Annotated in this window: 30 protein-coding genes; 9 read left to right on the forward strand and 21 right to left on the reverse strand. The window is 57.5% G+C overall.

All coding sequences use genetic code 11. The annotated features are described in order from the left end of the window. Positions 1–53 precede the first annotated feature (53 nt). Positions 54–329: a hypothetical protein gene (locus tag ACY692_RS03480; protein ID WP_462323944.1), complete on the reverse strand. Its 276-nt coding sequence runs from the start codon at positions 327–329 to the stop codon at positions 54–56. A gap of 647 nt (positions 330–976) precedes the next feature. On the opposite strand from ACY692_RS03480, the gene queA reads away from it, so the two are divergent. The 6 genes from queA to aroE all read left to right on the forward strand — a co-directional run bounded on the left by queA (position 977) and on the right by aroE (position 5,890). Next, positions 977–2,080: a tRNA preQ1(34) S-adenosylmethionine ribosyltransferase-isomerase QueA gene (gene queA / locus ACY692_RS03485; protein WP_462323945.1), complete on the forward strand. Its 1,104-nt coding sequence runs from the start codon at positions 977–979 to the stop codon at positions 2,078–2,080. A gap of 197 nt (positions 2,081–2,277) precedes the next feature. Continuing rightward, entirely contained in the window at positions 2,278–2,580 is a 303-nt protein-coding gene (locus ACY692_RS03490; RefSeq protein ID WP_462323946.1) for a 4Fe-4S binding protein, read from the forward strand. Further along, on the forward strand, positions 2,577–3,644 hold the full coding sequence (locus ACY692_RS03495) for a 3-methyl-2-oxobutanoate dehydrogenase subunit VorB (protein ID WP_462323947.1): 1,068 nt from the start codon (positions 2,577–2,579) through the stop codon (positions 3,642–3,644). Before ACY692_RS03490 ends, ACY692_RS03495 begins: the two co-directional genes overlap by 4 nt. A 1-nt stretch (position 3,645) precedes the next feature. Further along, a complete protein-coding gene (locus tag ACY692_RS03500; protein ID WP_462323948.1) occupies positions 3,646–4,398 on the forward strand; it encodes a thiamine pyrophosphate-dependent enzyme in 753 nt (250 codons plus the stop codon). After that, entirely contained in the window at positions 4,398–4,958 is a 561-nt protein-coding gene (locus tag ACY692_RS03505) for a 2-oxoacid:acceptor oxidoreductase family protein (RefSeq protein WP_462323949.1), read from the forward strand. Before ACY692_RS03500 ends, ACY692_RS03505 begins: the two co-directional genes overlap by 1 nt. Positions 4,959–5,038: 80 nt before the next feature. Next, positions 5,039–5,890 carry a shikimate dehydrogenase gene (aroE, locus tag ACY692_RS03510; protein ID WP_462323950.1) on the forward strand — a complete coding sequence of 284 codons (852 nt, stop codon included), beginning with the start codon at positions 5,039–5,041 and terminating at the stop codon, positions 5,888–5,890. On the opposite strand, the gene ACY692_RS03515 is transcribed toward aroE, so the two are convergent. Together ACY692_RS03515 and ACY692_RS03520 are read right to left on the reverse strand one after the other, a co-directional pair. Beyond that, positions 5,825–6,034, reverse strand: coding sequence for a DNA-formamidopyrimidine glycosylase family protein (locus tag ACY692_RS03515; protein WP_462323977.1), 210 nt, complete (start codon positions 6,032–6,034; stop codon positions 5,825–5,827). The two genes, aroE and ACY692_RS03515, sit on opposite strands and share 66 nt — an antisense overlap. A gap of 56 nt (positions 6,035–6,090) precedes the next feature. Beyond that, a complete protein-coding gene (locus ACY692_RS03520; protein ID WP_462323951.1) occupies positions 6,091–7,749 on the reverse strand; it encodes a LysM peptidoglycan-binding domain-containing protein in 1,659 nt (552 codons plus the stop codon). A gap of 216 nt (positions 7,750–7,965) precedes the next feature. On the opposite strand from ACY692_RS03520, the gene rlmB reads away from it, so the two are divergent. Next, positions 7,966–8,715 carry a 23S rRNA (guanosine(2251)-2'-O)-methyltransferase RlmB gene (gene rlmB, locus ACY692_RS03525; RefSeq protein ID WP_462323952.1) on the forward strand — a complete coding sequence of 250 codons (750 nt, stop codon included), beginning with the start codon at positions 7,966–7,968 and terminating at the stop codon, positions 8,713–8,715. Positions 8,716–8,731: 16 nt separating this feature from the next. Here the strand turns inward: rlmB and fliQ are convergent, their stop codons facing one another. The 10 genes from fliQ to era form a co-directional block, all read right to left on the reverse strand. Continuing rightward, complete coding sequence (gene fliQ / locus ACY692_RS03530; protein WP_462323953.1) at positions 8,732–9,001, reverse strand: flagellar biosynthesis protein FliQ; 270 nt, start codon at positions 8,999–9,001, stop codon at positions 8,732–8,734. 271 nt (positions 9,002–9,272) lie between these two features. Continuing rightward, entirely contained in the window at positions 9,273–9,947 is a 675-nt protein-coding gene (gene fliP / locus ACY692_RS03535; RefSeq protein ID WP_462323978.1) for a flagellar type III secretion system pore protein FliP, read from the reverse strand. Positions 9,948–9,996: 49 nt separating this feature from the next. Further along, positions 9,997–10,356, reverse strand: a complete 360-nt coding sequence (gene fliO, locus ACY692_RS03540) for a flagellar biosynthetic protein FliO (protein WP_462323954.1) — start codon at positions 10,354–10,356, stop codon at positions 9,997–9,999. Then, a complete protein-coding gene (gene fliN / locus ACY692_RS03545) occupies positions 10,349–10,936 on the reverse strand; it encodes a flagellar motor switch protein FliN (protein WP_462323955.1) in 588 nt (195 codons plus the stop codon). Before fliN ends, fliO begins: the two co-directional genes overlap by 8 nt. Positions 10,937–11,093: 157 nt before the next feature. Continuing rightward, positions 11,094–12,071, reverse strand: coding sequence for a flagellar motor switch protein FliM (gene fliM, locus ACY692_RS03550; RefSeq protein WP_462323956.1), 978 nt, complete (start codon positions 12,069–12,071; stop codon positions 11,094–11,096). Positions 12,072–12,122: 51 nt separating this feature from the next. Beyond that, on the reverse strand, positions 12,123–12,692 hold the full coding sequence (locus tag ACY692_RS03555; protein ID WP_462323957.1) for a flagellar basal body-associated FliL family protein: 570 nt from the start codon (positions 12,690–12,692) through the stop codon (positions 12,123–12,125). Positions 12,693–12,726: 34 nt separating this feature from the next. Further along, positions 12,727–13,458, reverse strand: a complete 732-nt coding sequence (locus ACY692_RS03560) for an OmpA/MotB family protein (protein ID WP_462323958.1) — start codon at positions 13,456–13,458, stop codon at positions 12,727–12,729. Between the two features lie 48 nt (positions 13,459–13,506). Then, complete coding sequence (locus tag ACY692_RS03565) at positions 13,507–14,343, reverse strand: OmpA/MotB family protein (RefSeq protein ID WP_462323959.1); 837 nt, start codon at positions 14,341–14,343, stop codon at positions 13,507–13,509. A 73-nt stretch (positions 14,344–14,416) separates the two neighbouring features. Then, a complete protein-coding gene (locus ACY692_RS03570) occupies positions 14,417–15,172 on the reverse strand; it encodes a motility protein A (RefSeq protein WP_462323960.1) in 756 nt (251 codons plus the stop codon). Between the two features lie 67 nt (positions 15,173–15,239). Further along, positions 15,240–16,163 (reverse strand): GTPase Era, encoded by a 924-nt coding sequence (gene era / locus ACY692_RS03575; RefSeq protein WP_462323961.1) that lies wholly within the window; start codon positions 16,161–16,163, stop codon positions 15,240–15,242. Positions 16,164–16,346: 183 nt separating this feature from the next. Between era and topA the strand changes: the two genes are divergently transcribed. Next, positions 16,347–18,599 carry a type I DNA topoisomerase gene (gene topA, locus ACY692_RS03580; protein ID WP_462323962.1) on the forward strand — a complete coding sequence of 751 codons (2,253 nt, stop codon included), beginning with the start codon at positions 16,347–16,349 and terminating at the stop codon, positions 18,597–18,599. 12 nt (positions 18,600–18,611) lie between these two features. Next, positions 18,612–19,802, forward strand: coding sequence for a GAK system CofD-like protein (locus tag ACY692_RS03585; protein WP_462323963.1), 1,191 nt, complete (start codon positions 18,612–18,614; stop codon positions 19,800–19,802). 27 nt (positions 19,803–19,829) lie between these two features. On the opposite strand, the gene prmC is transcribed toward ACY692_RS03585, so the two are convergent. The 8 genes from prmC to ACY692_RS03625 form a co-directional block, all read right to left on the reverse strand. Continuing rightward, positions 19,830–20,672 carry a peptide chain release factor N(5)-glutamine methyltransferase gene (gene prmC, locus ACY692_RS03590; protein WP_462323964.1) on the reverse strand — a complete coding sequence of 281 codons (843 nt, stop codon included), beginning with the start codon at positions 20,670–20,672 and terminating at the stop codon, positions 19,830–19,832. A 4-nt stretch (positions 20,673–20,676) separates the two neighbouring features. After that, entirely contained in the window at positions 20,677–21,747 is a 1,071-nt protein-coding gene (prfA, locus tag ACY692_RS03595; protein WP_462323965.1) for a peptide chain release factor 1, read from the reverse strand. 147 nt (positions 21,748–21,894) lie between these two features. Continuing rightward, positions 21,895–22,116, reverse strand: coding sequence for a 50S ribosomal protein L31 (gene rpmE / locus ACY692_RS03600; protein WP_462323966.1), 222 nt, complete (start codon positions 22,114–22,116; stop codon positions 21,895–21,897). 148 nt (positions 22,117–22,264) lie between these two features. Continuing rightward, complete coding sequence (locus ACY692_RS03605) at positions 22,265–22,909, reverse strand: redox-sensing transcriptional repressor Rex (RefSeq protein ID WP_462323967.1); 645 nt, start codon at positions 22,907–22,909, stop codon at positions 22,265–22,267. Between the two features lie 105 nt (positions 22,910–23,014). Continuing rightward, positions 23,015–23,338, reverse strand: coding sequence for an ATP synthase F0 subunit C (atpE, locus tag ACY692_RS03610; protein WP_462323968.1), 324 nt, complete (start codon positions 23,336–23,338; stop codon positions 23,015–23,017). Positions 23,339–23,395: 57 nt separating this feature from the next. Continuing rightward, on the reverse strand, positions 23,396–24,106 hold the full coding sequence (gene atpB, locus ACY692_RS03615; protein WP_462323969.1) for a F0F1 ATP synthase subunit A: 711 nt from the start codon (positions 24,104–24,106) through the stop codon (positions 23,396–23,398). A 4-nt stretch (positions 24,107–24,110) separates the two neighbouring features. Continuing rightward, the gene (locus tag ACY692_RS03620; protein ID WP_462323970.1) at positions 24,111–24,524 is read right to left on the reverse strand and encodes an ATP synthase subunit I; all 414 of its coding nucleotides are present in this window, start codon (positions 24,522–24,524) and stop codon (positions 24,111–24,113) included. After that, the gene (locus ACY692_RS03625; RefSeq protein ID WP_462323971.1) at positions 24,508–24,774 is read right to left on the reverse strand and encodes an AtpZ/AtpI family protein; all 267 of its coding nucleotides are present in this window, start codon (positions 24,772–24,774) and stop codon (positions 24,508–24,510) included. Before ACY692_RS03625 ends, ACY692_RS03620 begins: the two co-directional genes overlap by 17 nt. Between the last annotated feature and the right edge of the window lie 229 nt (positions 24,775–25,003).

Raw genomic sequence — 25,003 nt, forward strand, 5'->3', positions numbered from 1 at the left:
ATAAACGCAAAAAAAAGGGCGGACACACAGATCCGCCCCTACGCTCGAGATATCTACGCATCGTGCGAATGCCCGTGACTGTGTTCATGGGTGTGTTCGTGGCTATGCGCATGCCCGTGTTCATGGGAATGTTCGTGGGAATGACCATCCCCTTCTTTATCGGCATAGAACACGGTCTCTCCGGTCTTGGGATCGTGATAGTGGTCCGAATGCTCGTGACCGTGACCATGTTCGTGTTCATGGTCATGATCCTGATTGTGGTAGTGTTCCTTGATGAACTTGGCGTACTTGGACGGCTTGCGCGCGCCGCATCCGCAATTTTTACACATGGACTCCTCCCGTGGTTATCGCTGTATCCGCTCTCGGTATATTGCTGACGCTATCCAACAGGTGAACCGGCACCAACCTGCCCCACCCCGGATGAGCAACCCGGATTTGCGGACATCTTTGTAACAATATCTATACCTATTCAGGACCAAATCTTGATGGTACAAATGTAGGAAATTGGAGGAATTCAGAGGGGTAAAAAATTAGCAACCAATACGCAAACCGCCACTCATTTCTGCCCCCCAACTTTCTAAAACCTCTTAACCCTCTCAAATCTCTCAAATTCCCTAAATTTCCCAACTCGGCAATCCTTATTCTGGAAAAATGCACCTGACTAGTTACCAATATCTTATTAAGGATTCTTCACTACTCCTGCAAAGGGCAAAAAGGCAAGCCCCCTGATCCTCTAGCCCATCGGCCATCCCGGACTTGCCAGCCGCTCGGTTCGTGCATAGTGACTGTGTTTTTTCGGTGTATGCCGTCATCATCACAATCCGTTTAGAAACAAGTCATCCAGACAGTCACGTTCCCAGGGGAGTACGGCATCCCAACATCCCTGTCATCCCGAACATGAATCGGGATCTCCAGGCTTCCGGCACATCCCCCTATCCGACACAGCAACCCTCTTGCAGCAAAAATTTATCATACCATGCACGACCACCCATCAAAGTCCATTCCGGCGGATTTCGATCTCGCCTCGTACGAATACCAACTCGACGAATCCCGCATCGCCCAGACCCCGGCGGGAAACCGAGAAGACTCCAAGCTTCTGGTTCTCGACCGCTCCAGCTCCGGCCAAAGGGCAACGGTGTTCAATTCCATAGCCGATCATCTTCCGGAAAACGCACTCCTTGTAGCCAACAACACCAAGGTCCTGCCGGCACGTCTTCTGGGGCACAAGGAAAGCGGGGGCAAGGCGGAGTTTCTTCTCCTCACGCCCCTTGTGCTCATCCATGGGACCCCGGACAGCTCCGGATGGACCAGGGCCGAGGTCCAGGGATTGCTCAAGGCCTCCAAATCGCCCAAAGAGGGCAGCAGGGTCATCTTCAGCGGGGAGCTCTTTCTCACCGTCATCAGTCGGGGAGCGTTCGGTCAAACAACGGTCATGCTCCACTGGAACGGAGACCTCACCGATCACTTCCTGAGCGGCGGCCACATGCCCCTGCCCCCGTACATCCGCCGGGAAGACCGGGAAGAAGACCGGGAGCGCTACCAGACGGTCTTTGCCCGTGAAGACAAGCTCGGATCCGTTGCCGCGCCCACGGCAGGACTGCATCTCACGCCTGCCGTACGGGAGAGCATGGCCCAAAAATCCATCACATGGGAGGAAATCACCCTATACGTGGGCTACGGAACATTTTCTCCCCTGCGTTGCCGGGATATCCGCGACCACTCCATGCACGCGGAGTACATCGAGGTGTCTGAAAAAACCGCCGCAACCATCGCCAGGGCCAAGGACGAAGGCCGGCCCATCGTGGCCCTGGGCACGACAACAGTGAGAACCCTTGAATCCATGTTCGCCAAGACCGGGGGGATCAACGCCTTTTCAGGGTGGACGGATCTGTTCATCACGCCCGGGTATCAATTCCAGGTGATTGATCATTTAATCACAAACTTCCACTTGCCCGGTTCATCTCTTATCGTCCTTGTCTCCGCCCTGGCAGGTAGAGACAGGATCAAAGAGGCCTATGCATTTGCCCTCGATCATGGGTTCCGTTTTTTTTCCTATGGTGACGCCATGCTGATCCTGTAATCCGGTCTTTCGTCCGTTCACCGATTCGCGCTTCGTGACCGGCCGGCACCGGGTGTAGGCTCCGTTGCGAAAATGACCATTACCCTTGCAGGATTTCAAAAAATGTTTGTGGATCCCCTCCCGGGGGGCTGCACAAACGGACGTTTCGTGAATCGCCCCTACGGGATTTTGGGTAATTATATGATGTTTTTGCACGTATGCTTAAGAGCGCATTGTCCCCACGTACACGCAACCCAAACCACCAAACGAGGATTCCCATGTCCAGAATCGTGATCCAGGAAGATCGGTGCAAGGGGTGCCTGCTCTGTACCCAGGTCTGTCCCACAGGCATCATTGTCCAGTCGAACCGGTTCAACCAGCAGGGCTACAAGGTTGCCGAGGTTCCCGAGGACAAGACGGACCTTTGTAAAGGGTGTGCCTTCTGTGCCGAGATCTGTCCCGATTATGCCATCACCGTGTTTCGGACCAGAACCTCTCCCGAAAAAGGAGAAGCGTCATGACCCAGCAGACACCACAACGCATGTTTGTCAAAGGCAACGAAGCCATCGCCCGGGGTGCTCTGGCAGCCGGATGCACCTGCTATTTCGGCTACCCCATCACTCCCCAGAACGATATCCCGGAGTTCATGTCCAAGGCCATCCGCGAGAACGGCGGCCAGTTCGTCCAGGCCGAGAGCGAGGTCGCCGCGGCCAACATGGTCCTCGGGGCCACGGCCTGCGGAATCAGGGCCATGACCTCCTCCTCCAGCCCGGGCATCTCCCTCAAGCAGGAGGCCATCTCCTACATGGCCGGGAGCGAACTCCCCGGGGTTATCGTAAACATGGTCCGCGGAGGGCCGGGTCTCGGAGATATCGGCCCCTCTCAAGGTGATTATTTCCAGTCCACCCGGGGCGGCGGTCACGGCGATTACCGGTTGCTCGTCCTCGCCCCGGCCTCGGGACAGGAAGCCTATGACCTGACCATCAAGGCCTTTGACCTGGCCTTCAAGTACCGCAATCCGGTCATGGTCCTGGGTGACGCCATCCTGGGCCAGATGAAGGAGCCCATCGTTCCCTGGACACCGGAAAATATCGACCCCGAGGAAGCCGCAAACTGGCGTCTGGACGGTGCTGCAGGCAGGCCGCCGCGCCTGCACAAGTCCCTTTTCCTCCAGGAAGGGGAACTGGCCGGCCAGAACATCAAGCTCCAGGAAAAATACACGGCCATGGAAGCGGAGATCGACTATGAAACCTTTCTGGTGGACGACGCCGATCTGGTGGTGGTGGCCTTCGGCTCCATCGGACGCATTGCCAAGTCGTCCATCCGCAAACTCCGGTCCATGGGTAAGAAGGTCGGTCTGATCCGGCCCATCACCGTGTATCCCTTCCCGTCGGAAATCCTCAAGGACCTGGCCAAACAGGGCAAAAAATTCCTGACCATCGAGCACAACATGGGCCAGATGGTCGAGGATGTCCGCCTGGCCATCCGGACCATCACGGATTCGGATTTCTACGGCTGCCTGCCGGGCAACCTGCCCACGCCCGATGATTTCGAAGAACCCATTCTCAAGGCACTGGAGGGATAACATGGAAGAACAACTCGTTTATACCCGTCCCGACGTAGTTGCCGACCGGGCCACCCATTATTGCCCCGGGTGCCACCACGGAACCATCCACAAACTGGTGGCTGAAACCCTCATCGACCTGGGTGTGGTGGACAAAACCATCTGCATCGGATCCATCGGCTGCTCGGTGTTCATCTACAACTACCTGAACCTGGACACGGTGGAGGCACCCCACGGACGCGCTCCGGCCGTTGCCACCGGGGTCAAACGGGCCCGGCCCGATAATTTCGTGTTCTCCTACCAGGGAGACGGCGACCTGGCCTCCATAGGCATGGCCGAGATCATGCACTGCGCCAACCGGGGTGAAAACGTGTCCGTGGTCTTTGTGAACAACACGGTCTACGGCATGACCGGCGGCCAGATGGCCCCCACGACCCTCCTCGGCCAGCGGGCCACCACCTGCCCCTCGGGACGGTGCGAAGAGCTCGAAGGACTGCCCATCAACATGGCCGAGATCATCGGCGGACTCGGCGCGACCGCATATTCCGCCCGGGTGGCCGTAGACACCATCAAAAACCTCAAAACGGCCAAAAAGGCCCTGCGCAAGGCATTTGCCTGCCAGGTAGAAAAAAAGGGTTTCGGATTCGTGGAATTCCTGGCCGCATGCCCGACCAACTGGAAGATGACCCCCATCCAGGCCAACGAACGGATCGCCAAGGAAATGATCCCCCATTTTCCGCTGGGAACCTTCAAAGACACGACAGGGGAGGAATAATGAGCATATACAACGATGTGGTGATCGCTGGATTCGGCGGCCAGGGCGTCATGCTCATAGGCAACCTTCTGGCCTATTCGGCCATGGAGGCAGGACTCAACGTCACCTACATGCCGGTCTACGGCCCGGAGATGCGCGGTGGGACAGCCAATTGCGCGGTGGTCATTTCCGATGAGGACATCGGTTCGCCCATCATCCATAGTCCGGTGAGCCTGATCATCATGAACCGCCCCTCCCTGGACAAGTTCCAGCCCAGGATGCAGGATGGTGGAATTATGGTCCTGAATACCTCATTGATTGACGCGGACCTGGCCGATACCGGGCGGGTCAAGGCCTACGGCGTTCCTTGCAACGATATTGCCGACAGCCTCGGCAACACCCGCATGGCCAACATGGTCGCTGCCGGTGCTTATGCCCAGGCAACGGGCGTGCTGACCATTGAGCAAATCCAGACCTGTCTGGAAAAGGTCATCTCCCCCCACTACGCCCATCTCATCCCCAAAAACAGCGAGGCCATTGCCGCGGGCGCGGCCCATGTGGCCGAACACGGCACTCTGTAACCAAACAAAACGCCGGTTCCTGAATGGAACCGGCGTTTTGTTTGTTGAACATTCCTTCTGATGAGCAAGGATCATCATCCATGGAAATCTACGGCATCCTGGGCCACCCTGCCGGCCACAGCCTGAGCCCGACCATCCATAATTGGGGATTTACCGCCAGGGGACTGGCCAAGACCTACCATTTCTTCGACATCGCCCCGGACAATCTGGCCACCTTCATGACCTGCGTCCGGACCCTGCCCATCCACGGACTGAGCGTGACCATTCCCCACAAGGAAACCATCCTGCCGTTCATGGACACCTTGACCGACACGGCCCGAGCGATCGGTGCGGTGAACACCGTCGTCAGAACCCAGGACGGCCGTCTTCTGGGGGACAATACGGATGTGACCGGGTTCCTCGCCCCCCTCATCGGCCAGGCCATCCGCCCGAAGACAGCCCTGGTCCTCGGCGCGGGAGGTGCTGCCCGGGCGGTTCTGTACGGTCTGGCGCAACTCGGTACCGCCACGGTTGTCACCTGCCGCAATGCCGGAACAGGCTCCCGGTTGGCCCGGGAAATGGAAGCGTCCTTTGTGGACTGGAATGACCGTTCCGGAGTCCAGGCCGAGTTACTGGTCAACACGACCCCGCTGGGCATGCGCGGAAAATTTTTGGAAGCCTCGCCCTGGCCTTTTTCCTTTTCAAACTGCCGGGTCTGCTATGACCTTATTTATACGCCCCGCATGACCACCTTTCTGTCGCAAGCCCGCAATGGGGGCAGGACCGTCATCTCCGGTCTGGATATGTTCGTCCACCAGGCAGCGGCCCAATTCAAACGCTGGACCCAACAGCCCCTTCCACTCCCCGGGGCCGCACTACTGGTGGCTTCACGGCTTGCCCCTCCGCCTGAGGCCCAGAATGGACCGGTTGGGCAGACAATGGGTCCAGCCTGACCGTCTACCCAGGATGATACCGGGATAACGGATTTCCGCTTTGACAACCCGTTGTCCCAGGACCAACGATTCGAGCCCCCTGGCGATGGTTTCGACCCCTGGCAATTCCGACATATCTTCCCCCCAAGGACCCCGGTCCATCATAAAAAGAGCGGGCCTGCCGGCCCGCTCTTGAACACTGCGTGGTACAACCGATTCGATCACTGATCGACATAGATTTTAATCCTGTCCCCGGGGCGCAGGATAGACCGACGGTTCAGGTTGTTCCAGGCAAAGAGATCCTTGGTCGTCACCCCGAACCTGCGGGCGATCCTCCACAAGTTGTCTCCCTTGCGCACATGGTAGCGGACCAGCCGTCTGAATTCCTTGGCCGCCTTCTTCCGGGCAAGCTTGGCAGCGGTGCCTGATCCGTCCGGTATATAGAGCTTCTGTCCTATCTGTAACCCCCGTCCCGACCGCATACCATTGGCCCGCAGGAGGGTTTTGGAAGAGGTACCGAATCGTCTGGCGATATCCCATATGGTATCCCCTTTTTTGACCCGATAGTTGGCCCGTTTCTTGGCCAGGACCCGAGTATTGGACAGGGCCTGGGTACTGCTCCCCTTTCCGGGGATCATCAAACGCTGTCCCGGGCGGAGAAGATTCTTATGGTACCCGTTGACCTTCTTGAGAACGGCGATGGGGACACCGTACCGGCGGGAAATTCTCCACCATGAATCACCGCGGCGGACCCGGTAGTGCTTGTATCCGGCATATGGGCGGGCCTTGGGAGAATCCAGGTATTGTTTGGCCAGGGTTATCTTGGATGGTGGAAGATAGACGTCACAGGTCTTGCCGGGTGGGGAGACCTGCCTGCGGAAGGCGGGATTCATGCGGCGGAACCCTTTCCAGGAAAGACCGGCGTGTGAGGCCAGGGCGAGGAGATCCGTCCCCCCCTTGACCCGGACCAGCTCGGTCCCGGTTGTAGCGTCCCAGTTGATCGGTTCGAAACCGAGCTCTTCGAGATTCTGGACGATCTTGAGAATGGCGATAAACTTGGGAACATAGTGCCGCGTCTCACGCTTGAGGTATCTGCGGGTCTTGGCCAGATCGAAAAAATTGTCACATCCGGTCCGGCGCAGGGCCCGACCGATGGTCCCTTCACCGGCATTGTAGGCGGCAAGGGCCAGGTACCAATCGTTGAAATCCTTATAGAGTCGTTTCAGATATCCGATGGCCGCCTCTGTGGCCATGAAGGGATTGCGGCGCTCATCAAGCCACCAGCCCACCTGCAGACCAAAACGCCGACCAGTGGCAGGCATGAACTGCCACATACCCGCAGCCCCTGCCCAGGAATAGGCCCACGGATTAAAACCGCTTTCGGCAAAGGGAAGAAAGATGAGATCCTGGGGCAGCCCCTGCTTCTTGAATTCATCACGCAGATACGGCAAGTAGGGCTCCGCCCGCTTGAGCCATCGGGCAAAGGTTTTCCTGTGTTTGCGGGTATAGTAGCGGAAATAGAGCTGGACATCCTTTGTGTCCCGAAGGTCGAGATCAAAATGGATATTGGGTTCCGTCTTGAGGGCGGTCTCTTCCTGGGGGGTCAAGGGAGTGGACGCATCCACGGAAGGCGGAACAACGCTCGGTTCGACCTCCTCGACCAGCGCGGTCTCCTCTTCATCCGGAATAACCGTTGACTGATCGGGCCGCGTGGCGTTGGGGGATACAACGGCCGCCCCGTCCCCCAGCCCGGGGGATCCGTCCGTAGGGACCTTGGCCACGGCCATCTCGGGCGCTATGTGACGGACAGTTTGGTGGCCGGGAGCGCAGGCAGTGGTCATGGCCAGCGCAATGAACAAAACAAAGATATTGTAACGCACAGGGACCTCGTAAAAAACACTCGTCGTGGTGGATAAAACAAACGTTGACAACAACGCGCCTGCACCCCACACGGGAAGCAAGAATTTTCATCGCTAGCGTAAACCCTGGCGGATTGCAACAATGGCGAGTGGCCGCGGAACGCCCGTGCCCATGCCCCAGCATCCCTGAGACCCCATCAACCTGTTTTCCCGTTATCGGCCCACAAAGGACAGCGTATGAACCAGGACACATCCAACCACCTTGTCATAGGCCGCAAACCAGTCACCGAACTCTTGCAAACCACTCCGGAAAAAATCGAAACAGTGTATCTCCTGGACCGAGCCGGCCGCGATATGCAAGCGATCCAGACGATCTGCCGTGCCCAACGCATCAAATACAAACGGCTGCCCGCGGACAAACTCAGTCGCATCTTTTCCGGCACCCACCAGGGGGTTGTCGCGCGGGTGGTCTCCCAGGGATTCTGTCCGCTGGAAACGCTGATCGACAAGGTCCGGACCACCCCTTTTCCGCTCATTCTAGCCCTTGACCAGGTCCAGGACCCAGGAAACCTGGGCACCCTGAGCAGAACCCTCTATGCCTTCGGGGGAGCGGGGATCATCCTGCCCAAGAACCGCTCCGCCTTTCCCGGGCCGGCTGCGTCACGCGCCTCGGCCGGGGCATTGGAAAAAACCCCCATCACCCAGGTGACCAACCTGGCCCGGAGCCTGGAAACATGCGCACAGGCCGGCCTGACCATATACGCGACGGCCATGCAGGACCGGGCCCGGGACCTGTTCACCGAGGACCCCGTATTTCCCGCTGTCCTGGTGCTGGGCAACGAAGAAAAAGGGATCCGACAGGGCGTCCTCAAACGGTGCGCCCAGGTCCTGACCATCCCCATGGCCGGGACCTTCGACTCCCTGAATGTCGCCCAGGCCGGGGCCGTGGTCATGGGACAATTCCTGCGCGGGCTGCGCGTTTCCTGAAGTTGGTCAGGGGATGTTATTTGATATACTGGGGAAAATTGAGGAAGAGCTCCCGGGTGTAGTTGATCATCTTGTCCATGATCCACGGAAATGCCACCAACAGGGCGATGAACACGGCCAGTATCTTGGGGACAAAGGTCAGGGTCATCTCCTGGATCTGTGTGGCCGCCTGGATGATGCTGACGATGACCCCGACGATGAGGCCGACCCCAAGCATGGGCATGGCTATGGAAAGGGTCACTTCAATGGCCTGTCTGGCAAAACCGACGACAAAATCCGGTGTCATAGACACTCCTTGATGGGTTAGCGGGCAGGGTGGTGGGGGGAACAGGGGACAGAGGACGACACGGAAAAAAGGTTGTCACTTTGTAGACCGGATTTTAGCCCTCCGTCCTCCACGGCGTTGGCCGGGATCTTGAAGGACATGGACGTGGCAGGAGGCCACAATGATGCCGGATCCGTGACGATCCCGGATCAAGTCCGGAACGACGGTTGTTATTCCACCGTTCGCCGCCCCCGGATCTATCCGTGTTCCCCTGGTGACCACGGGTTCCTCCTCACATGAAGCTGTTGACCAGGGAACCCAAAAGCAGATTCCACCCGTCGACCATGACGAACAAAAGGATCTTGAACGGTAGGGACACCATGACCGGAGGGAGCATCATCATACCCATGGACAAAAGGACACTGGCCACGACCATATCCAGGATGAGAAAGGGAACATAGAGGAGAAAACCGATCTGGAACCCCGTCTTGAGCTCACTGATGATATAGGCAGGGACGAGCAATTTCGTCCGCACCTCGTCCTTGGACTTGGGACGCTCCAGCCCGGAGATGGTATAGAATATGGAAAGATCCTTTTCCCGCGTATGTTTGAAAAGGAATGAACGTAAGGGGACCTCGGCCCTTGCCAGGGCCTCCTTGTACCCTATCTCTTCATTCAAATAGGGCTGCAGGGCCTCGGAGTTTATTTGTGACCCCACAGGGGTCATGATGGCGACGGTGACAAAGATGGCCAGACCCGCCAGGACCTGGTTGGGAGGCATCTGCTGTGTGCCCATGGCCTGGCGCAGGAAATGGAAGACAATGATGATCCTGGTGAAGGAGGTCATGGTCAGAACAATCCCCGGAGCCATGGTCAACACCGTGAACAGGGCCAGGATTTCCAAAAGTACGGAGACCTTTTCAGGGGAGGTCTGGTCCCCGGAAAGGGTCAGGGAAAGGGAGGGCATCGAGGGATCGGCCGCCCCGGCCAGGACCGGAACGGCGAGGAATACGAGGCTAATCAGGGCGAGAAGGGCCGGTCTTTTGGGTGGTCGATCCAAGAACGTCTTCAAAGGTCGTGGTATCATCCGCGGTCATCTCCGTGACAAGATTTATCTGGGTGTCGGTAACCCCCAGCACGAGAATTTTATTCAAGAAGCGGACCACGACCAGACTGCGTTTGGGGCCGAGCCCCAATTGTCCGAGTATCTTCAAGTCATGGCCCCCCGCCATGGAGAGCCCCGCCTTGTGTCCGAACCGTTTCAAAAGATAGAGCAGCCCGAGAACCAGGGCCAGGATAACAAAGAGCCAGCCCATCATATGCAAAAAATCCCCTAGATAGGATCCCTGCTCCGAGAGTGCGGTGGCGTTAGGCAAGTTGTTTCACCCGTTCGATGGGACTGATGATATCGGTCAGGCGGACACCGAATTTTTCGTTGATGACCACGGCCTCTCCACGGGCCACAAGTTTCCCGTTGACCATGATCTCCAGGGGTTCTCCGGCCAGCTTGTTCAGCTCGATGACCGAGCCCTGCCCAAGCTGCAAGAGCTCGTTGATCAGGAGTTGTGTGCTCCCCAGCTGGGCGCTCACAGTCAAGGGGATATCCAGGATGAAATCAAGATCGCGCTTGGTCTTTTCCCCCTGTCCCGCCTTGGCCTCGGCTGTCAAATTTTTGAACTCATACTCCCGTCCCTGCCGGGCCTCGACCCCCTGGTTCTGTTCCTTGGTGATCTGTTCATGCTCATCCTGGGCCAAGGCGGCGGCCCATTCGTCGGCCAGGGCATCCTCGCCGGATCCCTTGTCCGGCCCTCCCTGGTCCTCGCTCAAGGCCGCAGCCCATTGCGCGGCGAGGGCGTCCTCGTCCTGCCCCCCTCCCGTCTCCTCTCCGCCACCATCCTGTTCCAAGGCAGCGGCCCATTCCTCAGCAAGTTTGTCCTGGTTGTCCTGATCCGTCATAATCTCTCCCTGGCCTTGGATGGCCACCGTTTATGGGGCCATGGCCTTGGTGGCCCGTCCGACCGAAGGCCGTCCACGCCACACGTATACATCCGGAAGTCCCGAAACCCGTTTCCCTTTTTCCCTGTTCTCTGCGGCAACGGGCAAAGAGCACCGGCTAGAAATGGGTTTCTTCTTCCTTGAAAATCTGGAGCGCCTTGTTCCCTTTGACCACTCCGGGCCGCCCATGGAATTTAAGAACCCCCTGGACCTCCGCCCGGAGCATGTCGTCCTCGTCCGCATCCAGGAGGATGACATCCCCGACACTGAGGTTGAGCAGCTGCCTTCCGCTGAGTTCGCATCCACCCAAGGTGACGTCCATAGTCACCGGGGTCTCCATGAGTCGGTCCCTGAACCGGGAGATCCAGGCATGGTCGACCTCCAACCGTTCGGACTGGAACGCCGCATACAGTTTGGAACGGATGGGCTCGATGGTCGCATAGGGCAGAGCGACAAGCATGGACCCGATGGAATTCTCCAGCTCCACCTCAAAGGATATGACCACGACCACGTCGCTTGGGGGCACGATGGATGCGAACTGGGGATTGATCTCAGAGCGGACCAGTTCGATGTTCACTTCGTGCACGGGCCGCCAGGCATCTTCGAGGTTGGTCAACAAAAACCTGACCACGGTATCGATGATCCGCTGTTCAATGGCGGTAAAATCCCGCCCCTCGACCTTGGGTTGTGATCCGGCCCCGCCAAAAAAATTTTCCACCAGGGAAAAGACCAATCGGGTGTCCACGATGAGGATGGCGTTCCCACGCAGGGGCTCGATCTTGAAGATATTGATGCTCGTGGGCACGGGCAGGGAACGCATGAAATCCCCGAACTTGGACATATCGATGGACACGGGATTGACATCGACGCGTTTGCGAACGGAGTTGGCCAGCGAGTTGGACGAAAGCCGGGAAAACCGGTCGTTGATGATCTCCAAAACAGGCATCCGGCCACGGATAATCCGGTCCTGGTTGGCAAGGTCAAAAGCGACAATATCCCCTTCGTCCGCAGCCGCATCGTCAGCGACCTCGATCTCTCCGCCGGAAAGCCCCCGGAGCAGGGCATCGACCTCATCCTGATTGAGAATCTTGTTCATACGCTTGTCCACACTTCCTTGGGCCGCTCATGGCCCGTGGTTCCCGCATCCTTACTGGACGATGAATTCCGTGAAATAGACATTGGACACCTTGCCCGTACCCAGAATCTGCCCAAGCCGGGACATGATCTCGTTCTTGAGGGCGATCTTGTCTTCCATGGAGGACAGATCCTCGTAGGTCTTGCTGGACAGGAGCAGGAGCAGGGAATCCTTTATCCTCGGCATGGCCTCCTCGGTTTTTTCAAGTACGGCCAGGTTCTTCACTTCAACATCCAACGACAGCTTGAGATACCTCCTGCCGAGGGGATCGGCGAGGTTGACCACAAAGGCGGGAATGGAAAACATCTGGGACCGCTCTTCCCCCTCCCCTGAACTCTCATCCCCGGAGGTCCCGTCAGCGGATCCGCCTTCACCCTGGACTGCGGACTCCCCCGGGACATTTTTTTGGGCAAAAAAATGCTGGTAAGCAAAGAATCCCCCCGCCCCGATACACGCCAACAAAATAATAAGGATCAGCCATTTGACAATGCCTCGCTTGCCTTTTTTGGGGGCTTCGCTCTCTGTATTCTTGGTGTCTGCCACGTCGTCGCCTTCCTCACTGGTTGCTATCGCGCCATCCAAGGGGTGCATCCCCTTTGGAGGTGTTTCTTGTTTTTCATAGGTAGGTAAAGGAACCGGTCTTGACCAGTATTTCAATGCGTCGGTTCTTGGCCCGACCTACCGGCGTGTCGTTGTCGGCAATGGGAAAATTGGGGCCGTATCCCGACACGGAAAAACGTTGGGATGAAATACCCATGGAGATGAGAGAACGCAAGACCGACAGGGCCCGGCGGGCCGAAATCTCGTAATTATCGATACTGCCACCGGGAATGGAGTCGGTATACCCGGCAATGTTCACCCTGGCCGTGATCGCCATGAGAAACCGTCCGATCTCCTGGACCACCCCCTTGCCGGCCGGATCCAAGGTTGTCTGCCCCAGGGGGAAAAGAATCTTGTCCGTCAGGACCAGGGCCACCCCCTCGGGACGTTTGAGGACCATGAGATTGGCATCCAGCGTGCTCCTGGATATCTCCGGGGGCAAGACATCGTCGGGAAAAAGCAGGTCCTTGATCCTGTCGGGGTTGTTGATGGCATCAAGAGGGTTCTCCAGGAGCTTACGCAACATCTCGTACCGCCTCTCTATCTTGCTCGCCCCGGGCGCGGTCAGGTGGCTCACGTTGTGTTTGAAGAACGAGGCCACCTCCATGACGATACTCTTGTTCATGGACGACATGGACAAAAGCAGGACGAAAAAGGTCAAAAGCAGGGTCATCAGATCGGAAAACGTGACCAGCCATCCGGAACCTCCCCCGCCCCCTGCGGTCGCCTTCTTTTTCTTCTTGGCCATAGTGGTCGCTCCCGCGCCCTGTTGACCGTCCTCCATCCAACAGCGGGGTCACTCCCCGGTCGTCGCGTTGAGATCGAAAACAAAGTCATGGTACATATAGGTATCCTTCGTGAGTGCCCCCCCTTTTCCGGCCTCCCGGGCCATCTGGTGGCTCCACCCGCTGCCGCGTCGGTCCAGGATGAACTCGACCCGTCTATTGGCCCTCCGCCCCTGGGGAGTCGTACTCGTCGCCTTGGGTCTGAATTTTCCAAACCCCTCCATGCGCACGTTTTCCGGGTCCACCCCCCCCTTGAGAAGGGCCCGGTAGACACTCAGCACCCTTTGCAAGGAAAGATCCCAGGAAAGATCCACCCCTCGGTCGTCCTCCCCGACCACGTAATCCGCGCGGAATTCCGAACGGAGGGATCCGGTGTGCCCGGTAATAAGCAGTGGATATTTTACCCTGGCAAATACGGGTATCAGACGCTGCAGGGTTTCACGCCCCCGGGCCGAGAGCCGGGTCTCTCCCGGTCCGAACAGGATCCGGGTATCCACGGAAAAAACCTGGATGAACCGATTGGACTGGAAGTCGAAATCCTGGCCATCCTCCTCCCAGACGAGCTCCCTGAGCGGTTCGAGATCCTTGCTGGGAACATCCTCCATGGGTCCGGGCTCCGAGGTCGACGTGGTCGGCTTGGTCGTCAGGGGCTGCACACTCCCCTTGCCCGGACCAAAGGCCCCCATGATCGACCCGAGGGACACCTTGGTCTTTCTTTCGTCCACCAGAGATGCCAGACTGAGCAGGAGAACGAAAAAGGTCAAAAGCAGGGTCATCAGATCGGAAAACGTGACCAGCCAGGCCGGAGAACCGTCTTCTTCTGCCGTGTTCTTCTGTTTCCTGCCCATACCGTTCCTTCATTGCGTTACTACGGTTGCCTTCCAACCAGCCAAAGATTCTCCCGATCCCCTTTCTCCCGGATCAATCGCTGACCTTACGGATCTTTGGGGGGAGAAAACTGTTCAGCTTCTCTTCGATGACCCGAGGGTTCTCCCCTTTTGAGATGGAAAGCACCCCTTCAAGGATCATTTCCCTGACCAGAACCTCTTCTTTGCTCCGCGTCCGTAACTTACCCGCAAGGGGGTTGAAGACCAGATTGGCGAGAACGGCCCCGTAAAACGTGGTGATCAGGGCAACGGCCATGGACGGTCCGATCGTACTTGGGTCGCTCATGGTCTGGAGCATGAGGATGAGCCCGATGACCGTCCCGATCATTCCCAGGGCCGGGGCAAACCCGCCCATGACGGAGACCACCTCGGCACCGCTACCGTGACGCTCTTCGAGATAGGCGATTTCCGTCTCCAGGATATCCCTGATGATCTCGGGTTCCAGTCCGTCCACGGTGAGCTGAAGGCCCTTTTTCAGGTAATCGTCATCGATCTCCTTGATGAGCGGCTCCAGGGAAAGGATCCCTTCCCTGCGGGCCCTCTTGGCGTACTCCATGAATTTTTCGATGATCTCGGCCGGAGAATCGACACTGCTGAATAACGTCTTTTTGATGACCCCCATGACCCCGAGAACATGCCCCAGGGGATAGTTGACCAGGGTCGCGCCGATGGTCCCCCCGACCACGATGAGCAGGGCGGGGACATTGACAAAAAGAAGCACATTTTTGCCGATCGCCCCCAATACAAGACCAAAGGCCAATAAAATCCCGATTATTGTTGCCAGATCCATGAACCGCTCTATGTGTTATATTTTTGACATCTCGGGCAATAATCAATGCAAGATAAAGGCCAACAACCTATTCTACCCCCAGGGAAGACAGGAATCCCAGGTCGTCGGTCCACCGTGCCCGGACCTTGACCCACAGGTCCAGATAGACCTTCGATCCCACCAGGTCGACGATTTCGGGACGGGCCATCGAGCCGATTTGTTTCAGAGTCCGCCCCTGCTTGCCGATGATCATCCCCTTGTAGTTGGCCTTGGAGACGTAAATGGTCGCGGCGATATTCACCAGCCCCAACTCCGGATCCCGTTCCCATGCCTCAATGGTCACGGCGAGGTTGTAGGGAATCTCGGCCTGCATGGTCATGAACAGCTTCTCGCGTATGATCTCCGTGACCATGAACCGGACCGGCAGGGTGGACAGCTGGTCCTCATCATACGTTGGGAGCCCCCGGGGGAGCAACCCGACTACACCTTTGAGCAGCGCGTCCACCCCGGTCCCCTTGGCCGCAGAAACAGGAAATATGTCGGTCCCTGGCCATTGTTCCCCGCATTGGGCCAAAAGCGGGAGCAGCCGCTCCCTGGATCCGATCTTGTCGATCTTGTTCAGGACTACGATCGTGGGCAGTCCGGACCGTTTGAGCGGGGCGATAAGCGGCCCCACATCCTTGCGCCAACGCCCCTCTCGGCCGAGATATCGCGTCGCATCGAGCATGAGGACGACCAGATCCGCACCGTACAGAGCGTTCCACGCGGCATCGACCATGCGCTGGTTCAGGCGCACCCGGCTCTGGTGGATCCCCGGTGTGTCCAAAAAAATGGCCTGGACCCCTTCCCGGGTAAAGATCCCGCTGATCTGGTTCCGGGTCGTTTGGGGCTTGGGGCTGACTATGGCCACCTTTTCTCCGACAATGGCATTGAGCAATGTCGATTTTCCGGCATTGGGAGGACCGATAAGGGCGACAACGCCGGAACGGTACGGTGTGGGGCTCTCTGTCATATTACCTACCTTGGGTACATTACCCTACTATACACTATTAAGTCCGACGGCCGAAGGGGACCCAGCAGTCGCCGCTGTGATCGTTTGCTAGCGGGCTACGCAATATATCCCCCGTGCACAAGAGCCGGCCTGTATGAATTTTTCCTTGCCCTCGGCCTGGTCCATAGCTATACGCGCCCCATTATGGGTAAAAATTTAATCATAGTCGAGTCACCCGCAAAGGTGAAGACGATCAAAAAATTTCTTGGCAAGGGCTATACTGTGGAGGCCTCGGTGGGCCACATCCGCGACCTCCCCACCAAAATTCTCGGGGTCGACGAGGACCACGACTTCACCCCGGACTACCAGATCATACCTAGCAAGAAAAAAGTGGTCAGTGGATTGCGGGCCGCGGCCAAAAAGGCGGACACCGTGTATCTCGCTCCCGACCCCGACAGAGAGGGAGAGGCCATTGCTTGGCACATAGCCGAAGTGATCCGCAAACAGAACGACAATCTCAAGCGGATCACCTTTAACGAGATCACCTCCAGGGCGGTCAAGGGGGCCCTGGAGCGTTCCACGGACCTGAACAGGGATCTCTTTGACTCCCAACAGGCCCGCCGCATCCTTGATCGGATCGTTGGGTACAAGATTTCGCCACTGCTCTGGAAAAAGGTCAAACGGGGCATCTCTGCCGGACGGGTCCAGTCCGTGGCCCTTCGACTCATTGTCGAGCGTGAAAAGGAGCGTCAGGCGTTTGTCCCCGAAGAGTATTGGGTCTTTTCCGTTCTCCTGGCCGGAGCCACCCCCCCCCCCTTCGAGGTCCAGCTGTGGAAAATCGACAACCATCCGCCAAAAATCGGTTCTGCAGACCAGGCAAGTGTTCTGGAAAAGGCCCTGGAAAAGGCCGCCTTCAGGGTGGAAAAAGTCGTGGAGAAAGAGCGCAAACGCCAGCCGCGTCCGCCATTTATCACCTCGACCCTGCAGCAGGAAGCCAGCAACCGGCTGGGGTTCTCTGCAAAACGGACCATGATGGTCGCCCAGCGCCTCTACGAGGGCGTCGAACTCGGAGCCCGCGGGACCACGGCCCTGATTACCTACATGCGTACCGATTCCGTACGGATTTCCGATGAAGCCCGCGGGACCGCGGAGTCATGGATCAAGAAACAACTCGGGCCCGAATACTATCCGGAAAAACCCCGCAAGTTCAAATCCAAGGGGGGGGCACAGGACGCCCACGAGGCCATCCGCCCGGTCGACCCCCTGCTCACCCCGCAGGAAGTGGCCCCCTTTGTTCCCAAAGAACAACTGGGCCTGTACCGGCTGATCTGGGAACGGTTCATCGCCTCACAAATGGCCCCGGCAAGGTTTTGGGACACCACGGTGACGGTCAGTGCCGACACGACCCTGTGGCGGACCAAAGGAGAGAGGCTCATCTTTCCGGGATTCTTGAAGGTCATGAGCGGCGAGCAATCCCTGGGGGGGAAAAACATCGAACTCCCCCGTCTCGAACAGGGGATGGAACTGGGGCTGGAACGGCTCACCAAGGAACAAAAATTCACCCAGCCCCCGGCACGATTTTCCGAGGCCTCACTCGTGCGCAACCTCGAAAAACTCGGCATCGGCAGACCGTCCACGTACGCAACCATCATCTCCACTCTCAAAGACCGTGAATACGTCGCAACGGACGAGGGCCACTTCGTTCCCACCGACCTCGGTACCGTGGTCAGCGACCTCCTGGTCGCCCACTTTACCCAACTCATGGATGTGGGCTTCACCGCCCATATGGAAGAGGATCTGGACAAGGTCGCCGAAGGACGGCGCAACTGGGTCGAGCTGCTCAAGGATTTTGCCAAGGGGTTCTACCCCACCCTGGACAAGGCGGCCAAGGAAATGGCCGCGGTCAAGGGGGGCCTGGAAACCGACCTTCCCTGCCCGAAATGCGGCAGCCCGCTGGTCATCAAATTCGGAAAGAACGGCCCCTTTCTGGCATGTTCCGCGTACCCGGGATGCGGCTTCACCAGCAACTATACACGTGACGAAAAAGGGACCATCCACATTGATGTGGACAAAGACGCCGGCAAAAAAATGGGGACCTGTCCCCAATGCGGCGGGGACCTGGTCCTCAAAAAATCCCGTACCGGAAGCCGGTTCATCGCCTGCAACAACTATCCCGACTGCAGATATACCCTCTCCTTCTCCACCGGTGTCGCCTGCCCCAGGGAAGGCTGTCCCGGGGAATTGGTCGAAAAGAGCTCCCGTAGGGGCAAGGTCTTTTATGCCTGCAACCAATACCCCCAATGCGACTATGCGGTCTGGGACTGGCCGGTGGATAAGCCCTGCCCGGAATGCGGGTCGAAAATACTCGTGCGCAAGACGACCAAGTCCCGAGGGACCCATCTCGCCTGTCCGGAAAAAGGCTGCAAATACTGGAAACCCCTCGAGGACAACGGATAGACCGCTACCGCCATGCAGGTAACATTCAAGCGTCATATCAAGCTGCCCGATCCCGCAACATTGCAACGGTGTGTTCGGGGGCCCGAGCTCGGTCCGGGAATCCTTTTTTTTTCAGGCGGTTCCGCCCTGAAGGCATTGAGCCGAGAACTGATCGCGTATACCCACAATTCAATCCACATCATCACCCCCTTTGACTCGGGGGGAAGTTCCGCTGTCCTCCGCAACTCCTTTGATATGCCTGCCATTGGCGACCTGCGCAGCCGGCTCATGGCCCTGGCGGACAGGTCGGTGCTCGGGTACCCGGAAATCCGGACCCTCTTTTCCCACCGGCTGGGGAGCAAACACTCCCAGGGGGCCCTGGAGAGGGAACTGCAGGAGATGATCCGCGGCACCCACCCCATGGTCGGATCCATCCCTTTGCCCATGAGGACGATCATTCGGCGTTATCTGCACCGGTTCTATTCCAACATGGACCGTTTTTTTGATCTGCATGGGGCGAATATCGGCAATCTCGTGCTCACCGGAGGCTTCCTGGCAAACGACAGGGATCTTGAATCCACGTTGTTTATCTTCTCCCAGTTGGTCAAGGTCCGGGGAAAGGTCAACGCAGTACTCAGCGATCCTCTGCACCTGGGGGGACGGTTGCGGGACGGGACGATTGTCCACGGCCAGCACGCCCTTACCGGCAAGGAGGTCCCCCCCATCGCAGCTCCCGTGGCGGAGATATTTCTCTGCGGTCCATCCGGGGACATCCCCCCGGTCCCTCCGGCCATCTCTACCGAAGTCCACAACCAGATCGCCGGGGCCGACCTCATCTGCTACCCCATGGGCAGCTTTTACACCAGCCTCATAGCCAACCTCCTTCCCCACGGGGTCGGGCAGGCCGTGCAGAAGGCCCGGTGTCCCAAGATATATATTCCCAGCACGGGGCAGGATCCAGAAACCATCGGGATGGACATTGGGGAGCAGGTCCGAACCCTGCTCAACTACCTGCGTAACGATGCCCCCGGGAGCATCTCCACCGAGGACGTCCTTGACTTCGTCCTTCTGGACCGGAACTCCAAAGCCTATGGAACGGATGTCGACCGCCGCTCTTTGGAAAAATTCGGGATCAGGGTCCTGGAGGCCGATCTGGGAACGGAGGCCGAGGACACACCGCTATCCCCGAAAAAACTCGTACACCTCCTGGTCTCCCTCGCCTGAATCCCCGCCGCTTCTCTCGCCGTGGGCTCACAGCCTTGCATGGATGAACCTATCCTTGCGGGACAAGTCCTTGACGATCCCGCAGTATTCCCATCTCCGGAACAGCGTTCTGGCCGCGGGTCCCTGGGACCACCCCATCTCGGCCACAAGGGTCCCCCCGGGCTTGAGCACCAAACGGGCCCCTTGCTCAATACGGCGCAGGCATTCAAGGCCCTCCGGGCCTGCCACAAGGGCCCTTTTGGGCTCGTATCCGGCCACCTCGGGACTGATCCCTTTGAATTCAGGGTCGGATATGTACGGGGGATTGGTCACCACGAGGTCGAGACTCTGCGGTAAGAAAGGGGCCAAGAAATCCGAGCGGATCAGGAGCAGACGGCGGCCGGCCCCATGGGCAAGCATGTTGGCACGTGCCACGGACAGGGCGCCGGAATCGATGTCCACACCGTATCCCACGGCATGGGGGAAATGGAGTGCAAGGGTCACGGCCACAACACCGCTCCCAGTGCCCAGATCGGCATATGTGAAGGAGGAAGAGGGGGGAAAGAGCCCCTGGATGTACTCGACCAGCTCTTCGGTCTCGGGGCGGGGGATAAGAACTGACGGACCAACCTGGAAATCGAGTCCGAAAAACTCCTTGGTCCCGACCAGATAGGCCACGGGCTCACCCTGAACACGGCGGGCAACCAATGCATGGAACGTTTGCGTCTGTCGGGGGGAAACCGCATGCCCGGGATGGACCAGGAGTTCGAGGCGGCGGACACCGAGAACATGGGCCAGTAAAACCTGGGCAGAAAGTTTGGGGGAGTCGATGCGGGCAATACGGAGCTGGTCTTCGGCCTCCCTGAGAGCAAGAGCGACCGTCGTTTCCATGTATCTAGGCCTGGACGTCCTGCTGCATTGCCTGGGTCTGGTAGTGCTGGATCAGGGGATCAAAAACCCCGTCCAGATTCCCCTGCATGACATGGTCGAGATTATACAGGGTCAGATTGATCCGGTGGTCCGTGACCCTGCCCTGGGGAAAATTGTATGTCCGGATACGCTCCGACCGGTCACCACTGCCAACCTGGGATTTGCGCTGGGAATTGTACTCATCCTGCTGCGCTTCCTGGGCCTGCTGGAACAGGCGGGCCCTGAGAACGGTCATGGCCTTGGCCTTGTTCTTGATTTGTGATTTCTGGTCCTGGCAGGTAACAACCAGCCCCGTGGGTATATGGGTGATACGCACGGCGGAATCCGTCGTGTTGACGCACTGCCCCCCGGGACCAGATGCCCGGTAGACATCGATGCGGAGATCTTCCTGGCGGATTTCCACTTCGACCTCTTCGGCCTCTGGAAGGACGGCCACGGTCACTGCGGAGGTGTGGACCCTGCCCTGGGACTCCGTCGAGGGAACCCGCTGGACCCGGTGGGTGCCTGACTCAAACTTGAGCCGGCTGTATACCCGCTTTCCGCTGATCGCCGCGACCACTTCCTTGAATCCCCCCGATCCGGTTTCATTGGCGTCCATGAGTTCGACCTTCCAGCCCATGATCTCGGCATACCTGCTGTACATCCTGAAAAGATCGGCAGCGAACAGCGCGGCCTCCTCCCCTCCGGTTCCGGCCCGGATTTCGAGAATAATATTCTTTGAATCCAGGGGGTCCTTGGGGGTCAAGAGGGACTGGAGCCGGGTTTCGATATCCTGGAACCGTTGGCGGAGCTCTTCCTGCTCCATGGCCGCGAGCTCGCGGATCTCCGCGTCGGAATCCTTGAGCATCCCATTGTTTTCTTCCAGCTGCGTCCGGATCTGCTTGTACGCGTCAAAGGCCGAAACGATGTCGGAAAGTTCGGCATGCCGTTTAGTGAGCTTGGCGTACCGGTCCTTGTCCGCAAAAACATCCGGAGAACTGAGCTCACGCTCGATCTCCCTGAATTTACGTTCGATATCTTCGAGTTTACCGATCATTTCAGTTCCCTTTGAACAAGTGGACCTACCAGAAATGGCTGGAGCGGGTCGTGGTAGCGCAACCATACCCAAACGACCATCCCTCCGCGCTGGGGCACATGCTCCAGAGGCGAACGGATGGTCGTTTGGGATGGGAAAAGACGCGCCCTACGAGGCGTCCTTGTTGACAAACTTGGCGTATTTCTTACGGAAACGGTCAATACGTCCGGCCGTATCCACAAACCTCTGTTCCCCGGTATAAAAGGGATGGCAGTGCGAGCAGATTTCAACCTCGATGGTCTCACCAACGGTCGATTCCGTATCGAACTCAAAGCCACAATGGCAGCTGACCTTTGTTGTATACGTCTTGGGATGGATTTTTTCTTTCATTGATTACCTCCGTTATTCTAGGAAACGGGGTTAATAGCTCATGGCCTCCTAAATGGCAAGCACAAAAGCACACACCAGTGCGGAAACACCTGAGAACCGTCCAGGGGACCACCGGGGAGAGAGAAAGGCCCGACAAAACGATCCGAAATCAGATCAGGCCTTTGGAAAGATTGATGGATATATTGAAGGCCACGGAAAAGAGGTGGTGGATGAAATCGACATATTCGACAGCGACGTTGTCGGGGACGTTGAGACGGACAGGAGCAAAATTGACAATCCCCTTCACCCCGGCCTCCACGAGATAGTTGGCCGCACGCTGGGCACGCTTGGGCGGGGTAGTGATCACTCCGATCTCTACGTCGAGTTCCAGGGCAAGCTCCTGGAGCCGCTTGGAGCTATAGACCTCGAGACCGGCGACTTCTTCACCGATTTTGAATGGATCGCAGTCAAAGGCCCCGACGAGCATGAAACCGCGCTTCCTGAGGATCTTATGCCGCAGCAGGGCCCGTCCAAGATTACCGACCCCGACCAGGGCCACATTCCACACACGGTCGATGCCCAGGGACTGCTTGATGGCCGTGAGCAGATCCTGCACATAATAGCCAACCCCGCGCACCCCGAATTCGCCAAAGTACGCCAGATCCTTGCGTATCTGTGAAGGGTTGACCCCACAGGCCCGGGCCAGCCCCTCAGAGGAGACAACCTTCTCCCCCTCCTGGCTCAGGGTTTCCAGAATCTGGACATAGGAGGCCAATCGCTGAATGGTGGCCCGTGGTATGCGAGAACTCTTCACTCTGATATACCCATTACATCATACGTGAAATTTTTAACAATCCCCTAGACGGGAAGGGGAGGCCCGAGAACAAGCCTCCCCTTCTTCTGAACCGACAGATCCGAACTAGCCGATGAAAGGATTGGCGAAGAGCAGGATCAGGTTGACAACCAGGGCGTAGATGGCCAGAGATTCGATCATGGCCAGACCGACGAGCATGGTCACGGTGATCTTACCGGAAGCTTCGGGGTTGCGGGCGGTGCCTTCACAGGCGGCCTTGAGACCGAGACCCTGACCGATACCACAACCGGCAGCGGCGAGTGCCATACCAAGAGCGGTGGCCAGAGAGGTCATGGAGATGACGGCGGGAGCGACGTCAGCGGCAAAAGCGACACCAGAAACTGCAACCATAGCAATTGTGCTCAGAACAACCATAAAACCTTTACGCATGATACTTTCCTCCAAACAATGTTATATAATTGTGGTCGAAACGACCATTTCCCCGGATTAGTGGGCCTCGGAAAAGGCACCCTGCAGGTAGACCAGGCTGAGCATGAAGAAGACGAACGCCTGGATACAGTCGGCCAGCAGGAAGAGAAAACACATGGGCAGCGTGGAGACGATGGGCGCGAGGATGAACAACAGAGCCAGGACGATATCCTCACCGCGGATGTTCCCAAAAAGCCTGAGGGTCAGGGAGAGGGGGCGGGCGAAATGACTGATGACCTCGATGGGGAACATCAGGGGTGCCAGCCACCAGAAGGGGCCCATAAAATGCTTGATGTACTTGAACCCGTGGAGCTTAAAGCCCCAGAAATTATAATACAGGAAGACGAAAACGGCCATGGCGGCATTCGTGTTCACGTTAGCCGTGGGGGCATCACCACCGGGCAGCATACCGGCAATATTACAACAAAGAATAAAGATGAACAGGGTACACAGGACCGGAAAAACCTTCCGGCCGTTTTCACCCATGTTGGCCACGACGAAATCCTCCAGCGAACCGATAAGGAATTCAAAAAAATTCTGAACCCCTCCCGGAACCATTGAGATCTTCTTGCTGGCCAACCAGCCAACGAAAAACAGTCCGGCCATGATTGTCCACGCATACAGGACATTATTGGGGATCAACAGATGCCCATGCGCGTCCACCAGGAAAGGTGCAACAAGTTTGACCGCCTCTTCTACGAGAAAAATCGGATGCAGATTAGCCGACATCGTCCTACGCCTCCTTCAATTTTTGCCCTACAAAATACTTCGCGCCATACATCAAGATATTTACCAACACCAGTGACAACCCCACCAACAAAGCCACAACCGAGGCTCCACACCAGGCGATGAGTACGTACAAGGCCACACCGGTCAAGCCAAGACGGGCATAAAAGCCGAAAAGCAGCAATTGCACCGAGCCCTGACGGAGAAAAACCAACCCCTGGATCACCTTGGCCAGGGCATAGAAATTAAGCGTCCCGATGACCGCACCGGCCAGGAGATCAACAGGCCAGCCCCCCAGGAAACACAGGGGGAGAAGAAAAACGGCCAGCACGGTGAGCACAATCTGATTGCGGACCAGCCATCGGACCCCTTCGATCCTGAACCCATGCTGGTAGAGATAGCGGTCAACAACCGCCGTCATGCTTCCCAATGCCTTCATCCTGCCCCTGAAGTTTTTTGACTTCCAAATACATGTTCTTGAATCCTGCAGCGATCCCGAAAAAGAGAAAGATGAACAAGCACCAGGGCTTTGTCCCCAGCCACTTGTCCAGAAAATATCCCAGGGCGAACCCCACAAAGGTACAGGTCACCAGGTGGATTCCGACCACGCTCATATTCCCGAGCGTCTCGAAGTATTTCCTGTCCTTACTATCCTTCTTCTTAAAGAGCATGGCTCCCACCTGAAGGGATCGGAATTTGGGCCGCGCAGAGATCGCGCAAACATTCACAAGATGCGCAGAGCTACCACAGAGGCCACGAACAAGTCAACGCATGATCCGTAATTTTATCCATTTTTTTCCATCCGCACACCATGGGGTTCCGGAAAAAATATTTCGTCATCCAGGGATGATACCTCAAAAAACCGGCATCTTCGGGTCCGACTTGCCACCCACGGGTGCA

The sequence above is a fragment of the Desulfoplanes sp. genome, from assembly GCF_054921335.1.

Bases quoted from the DNA above. Each gene is read 5' to 3' on its own strand.
- ACY692_RS03480 (WP_462323944.1), bottom strand. From the start codon at position 329: ATGTGTAAAAATTGCGGATGCGGCGCGCGCAAGCCGTCCAAGTACGCC.
- queA (WP_462323945.1), top strand. From the start codon at position 977: ATGCACGACCACCCATCAAAGTCCATTCCGGCGGATTTCGATCTCGCC.
- ACY692_RS03490 (WP_462323946.1), top strand. From the start codon at position 2,278: ATGCTTAAGAGCGCATTGTCCCCACGTACACGCAACCCAAACCACCAA.
- ACY692_RS03495 (WP_462323947.1), top strand. From the start codon at position 2,577: ATGACCCAGCAGACACCACAACGCATGTTTGTCAAAGGCAACGAAGCC.
- ACY692_RS03500 (WP_462323948.1), top strand. From the start codon at position 3,646: ATGGAAGAACAACTCGTTTATACCCGTCCCGACGTAGTTGCCGACCGG.
- ACY692_RS03505 (WP_462323949.1), top strand. From the start codon at position 4,398: ATGAGCATATACAACGATGTGGTGATCGCTGGATTCGGCGGCCAGGGC.
- aroE (WP_462323950.1), top strand. From the start codon at position 5,039: ATGGAAATCTACGGCATCCTGGGCCACCCTGCCGGCCACAGCCTGAGC.
- ACY692_RS03515 (WP_462323977.1), bottom strand. From the start codon at position 6,034: ATGATGGACCGGGGTCCTTGGGGGGAAGATATGTCGGAATTGCCAGGG.
- rlmB (WP_462323952.1), top strand. From the start codon at position 7,966: ATGAACCAGGACACATCCAACCACCTTGTCATAGGCCGCAAACCAGTC.
- fliQ (WP_462323953.1), bottom strand. From the start codon at position 9,001: ATGACACCGGATTTTGTCGTCGGTTTTGCCAGACAGGCCATTGAAGTG.
- fliP (WP_462323978.1), bottom strand. From the start codon at position 9,947: ATGCCCTCCCTTTCCCTGACCCTTTCCGGGGACCAGACCTCCCCTGAA.
- fliN (WP_462323955.1), bottom strand. From the start codon at position 10,936: ATGACGGATCAGGACAACCAGGACAAACTTGCTGAGGAATGGGCCGCT.
- fliM (WP_462323956.1), bottom strand. From the start codon at position 12,071: ATGAACAAGATTCTCAATCAGGATGAGGTCGATGCCCTGCTCCGGGGG.
- ACY692_RS03560 (WP_462323958.1), bottom strand. From the start codon at position 13,458: ATGGCCAAGAAGAAAAAGAAGGCGACCGCAGGGGGCGGGGGAGGTTCC.
- ACY692_RS03565 (WP_462323959.1), bottom strand. From the start codon at position 14,343: ATGGGCAGGAAACAGAAGAACACGGCAGAAGAAGACGGTTCTCCGGCC.
- ACY692_RS03570 (WP_462323960.1), bottom strand. From the start codon at position 15,172: ATGGATCTGGCAACAATAATCGGGATTTTATTGGCCTTTGGTCTTGTA.
- era (WP_462323961.1), bottom strand. From the start codon at position 16,163: ATGACAGAGAGCCCCACACCGTACCGTTCCGGCGTTGTCGCCCTTATC.
- topA (WP_462323962.1), top strand. From the start codon at position 16,347: ATGGGTAAAAATTTAATCATAGTCGAGTCACCCGCAAAGGTGAAGACG.
- ACY692_RS03585 (WP_462323963.1), top strand. From the start codon at position 18,612: ATGCAGGTAACATTCAAGCGTCATATCAAGCTGCCCGATCCCGCAACA.
- prmC (WP_462323964.1), bottom strand. From the start codon at position 20,672: ATGGAAACGACGGTCGCTCTTGCTCTCAGGGAGGCCGAAGACCAGCTC.
- prfA (WP_462323965.1), bottom strand. From the start codon at position 21,747: ATGATCGGTAAACTCGAAGATATCGAACGTAAATTCAGGGAGATCGAG.
- rpmE (WP_462323966.1), bottom strand. From the start codon at position 22,116: ATGAAAGAAAAAATCCATCCCAAGACGTATACAACAAAGGTCAGCTGC.
- atpE (WP_462323968.1), bottom strand. From the start codon at position 23,338: ATGCGTAAAGGTTTTATGGTTGTTCTGAGCACAATTGCTATGGTTGCA.
- atpB (WP_462323969.1), bottom strand. From the start codon at position 24,106: ATGTCGGCTAATCTGCATCCGATTTTTCTCGTAGAAGAGGCGGTCAAA.
- ACY692_RS03620 (WP_462323970.1), bottom strand. From the start codon at position 24,524: ATGACGGCGGTTGTTGACCGCTATCTCTACCAGCATGGGTTCAGGATC.
- ACY692_RS03625 (WP_462323971.1), bottom strand. From the start codon at position 24,774: ATGCTCTTTAAGAAGAAGGATAGTAAGGACAGGAAATACTTCGAGACG.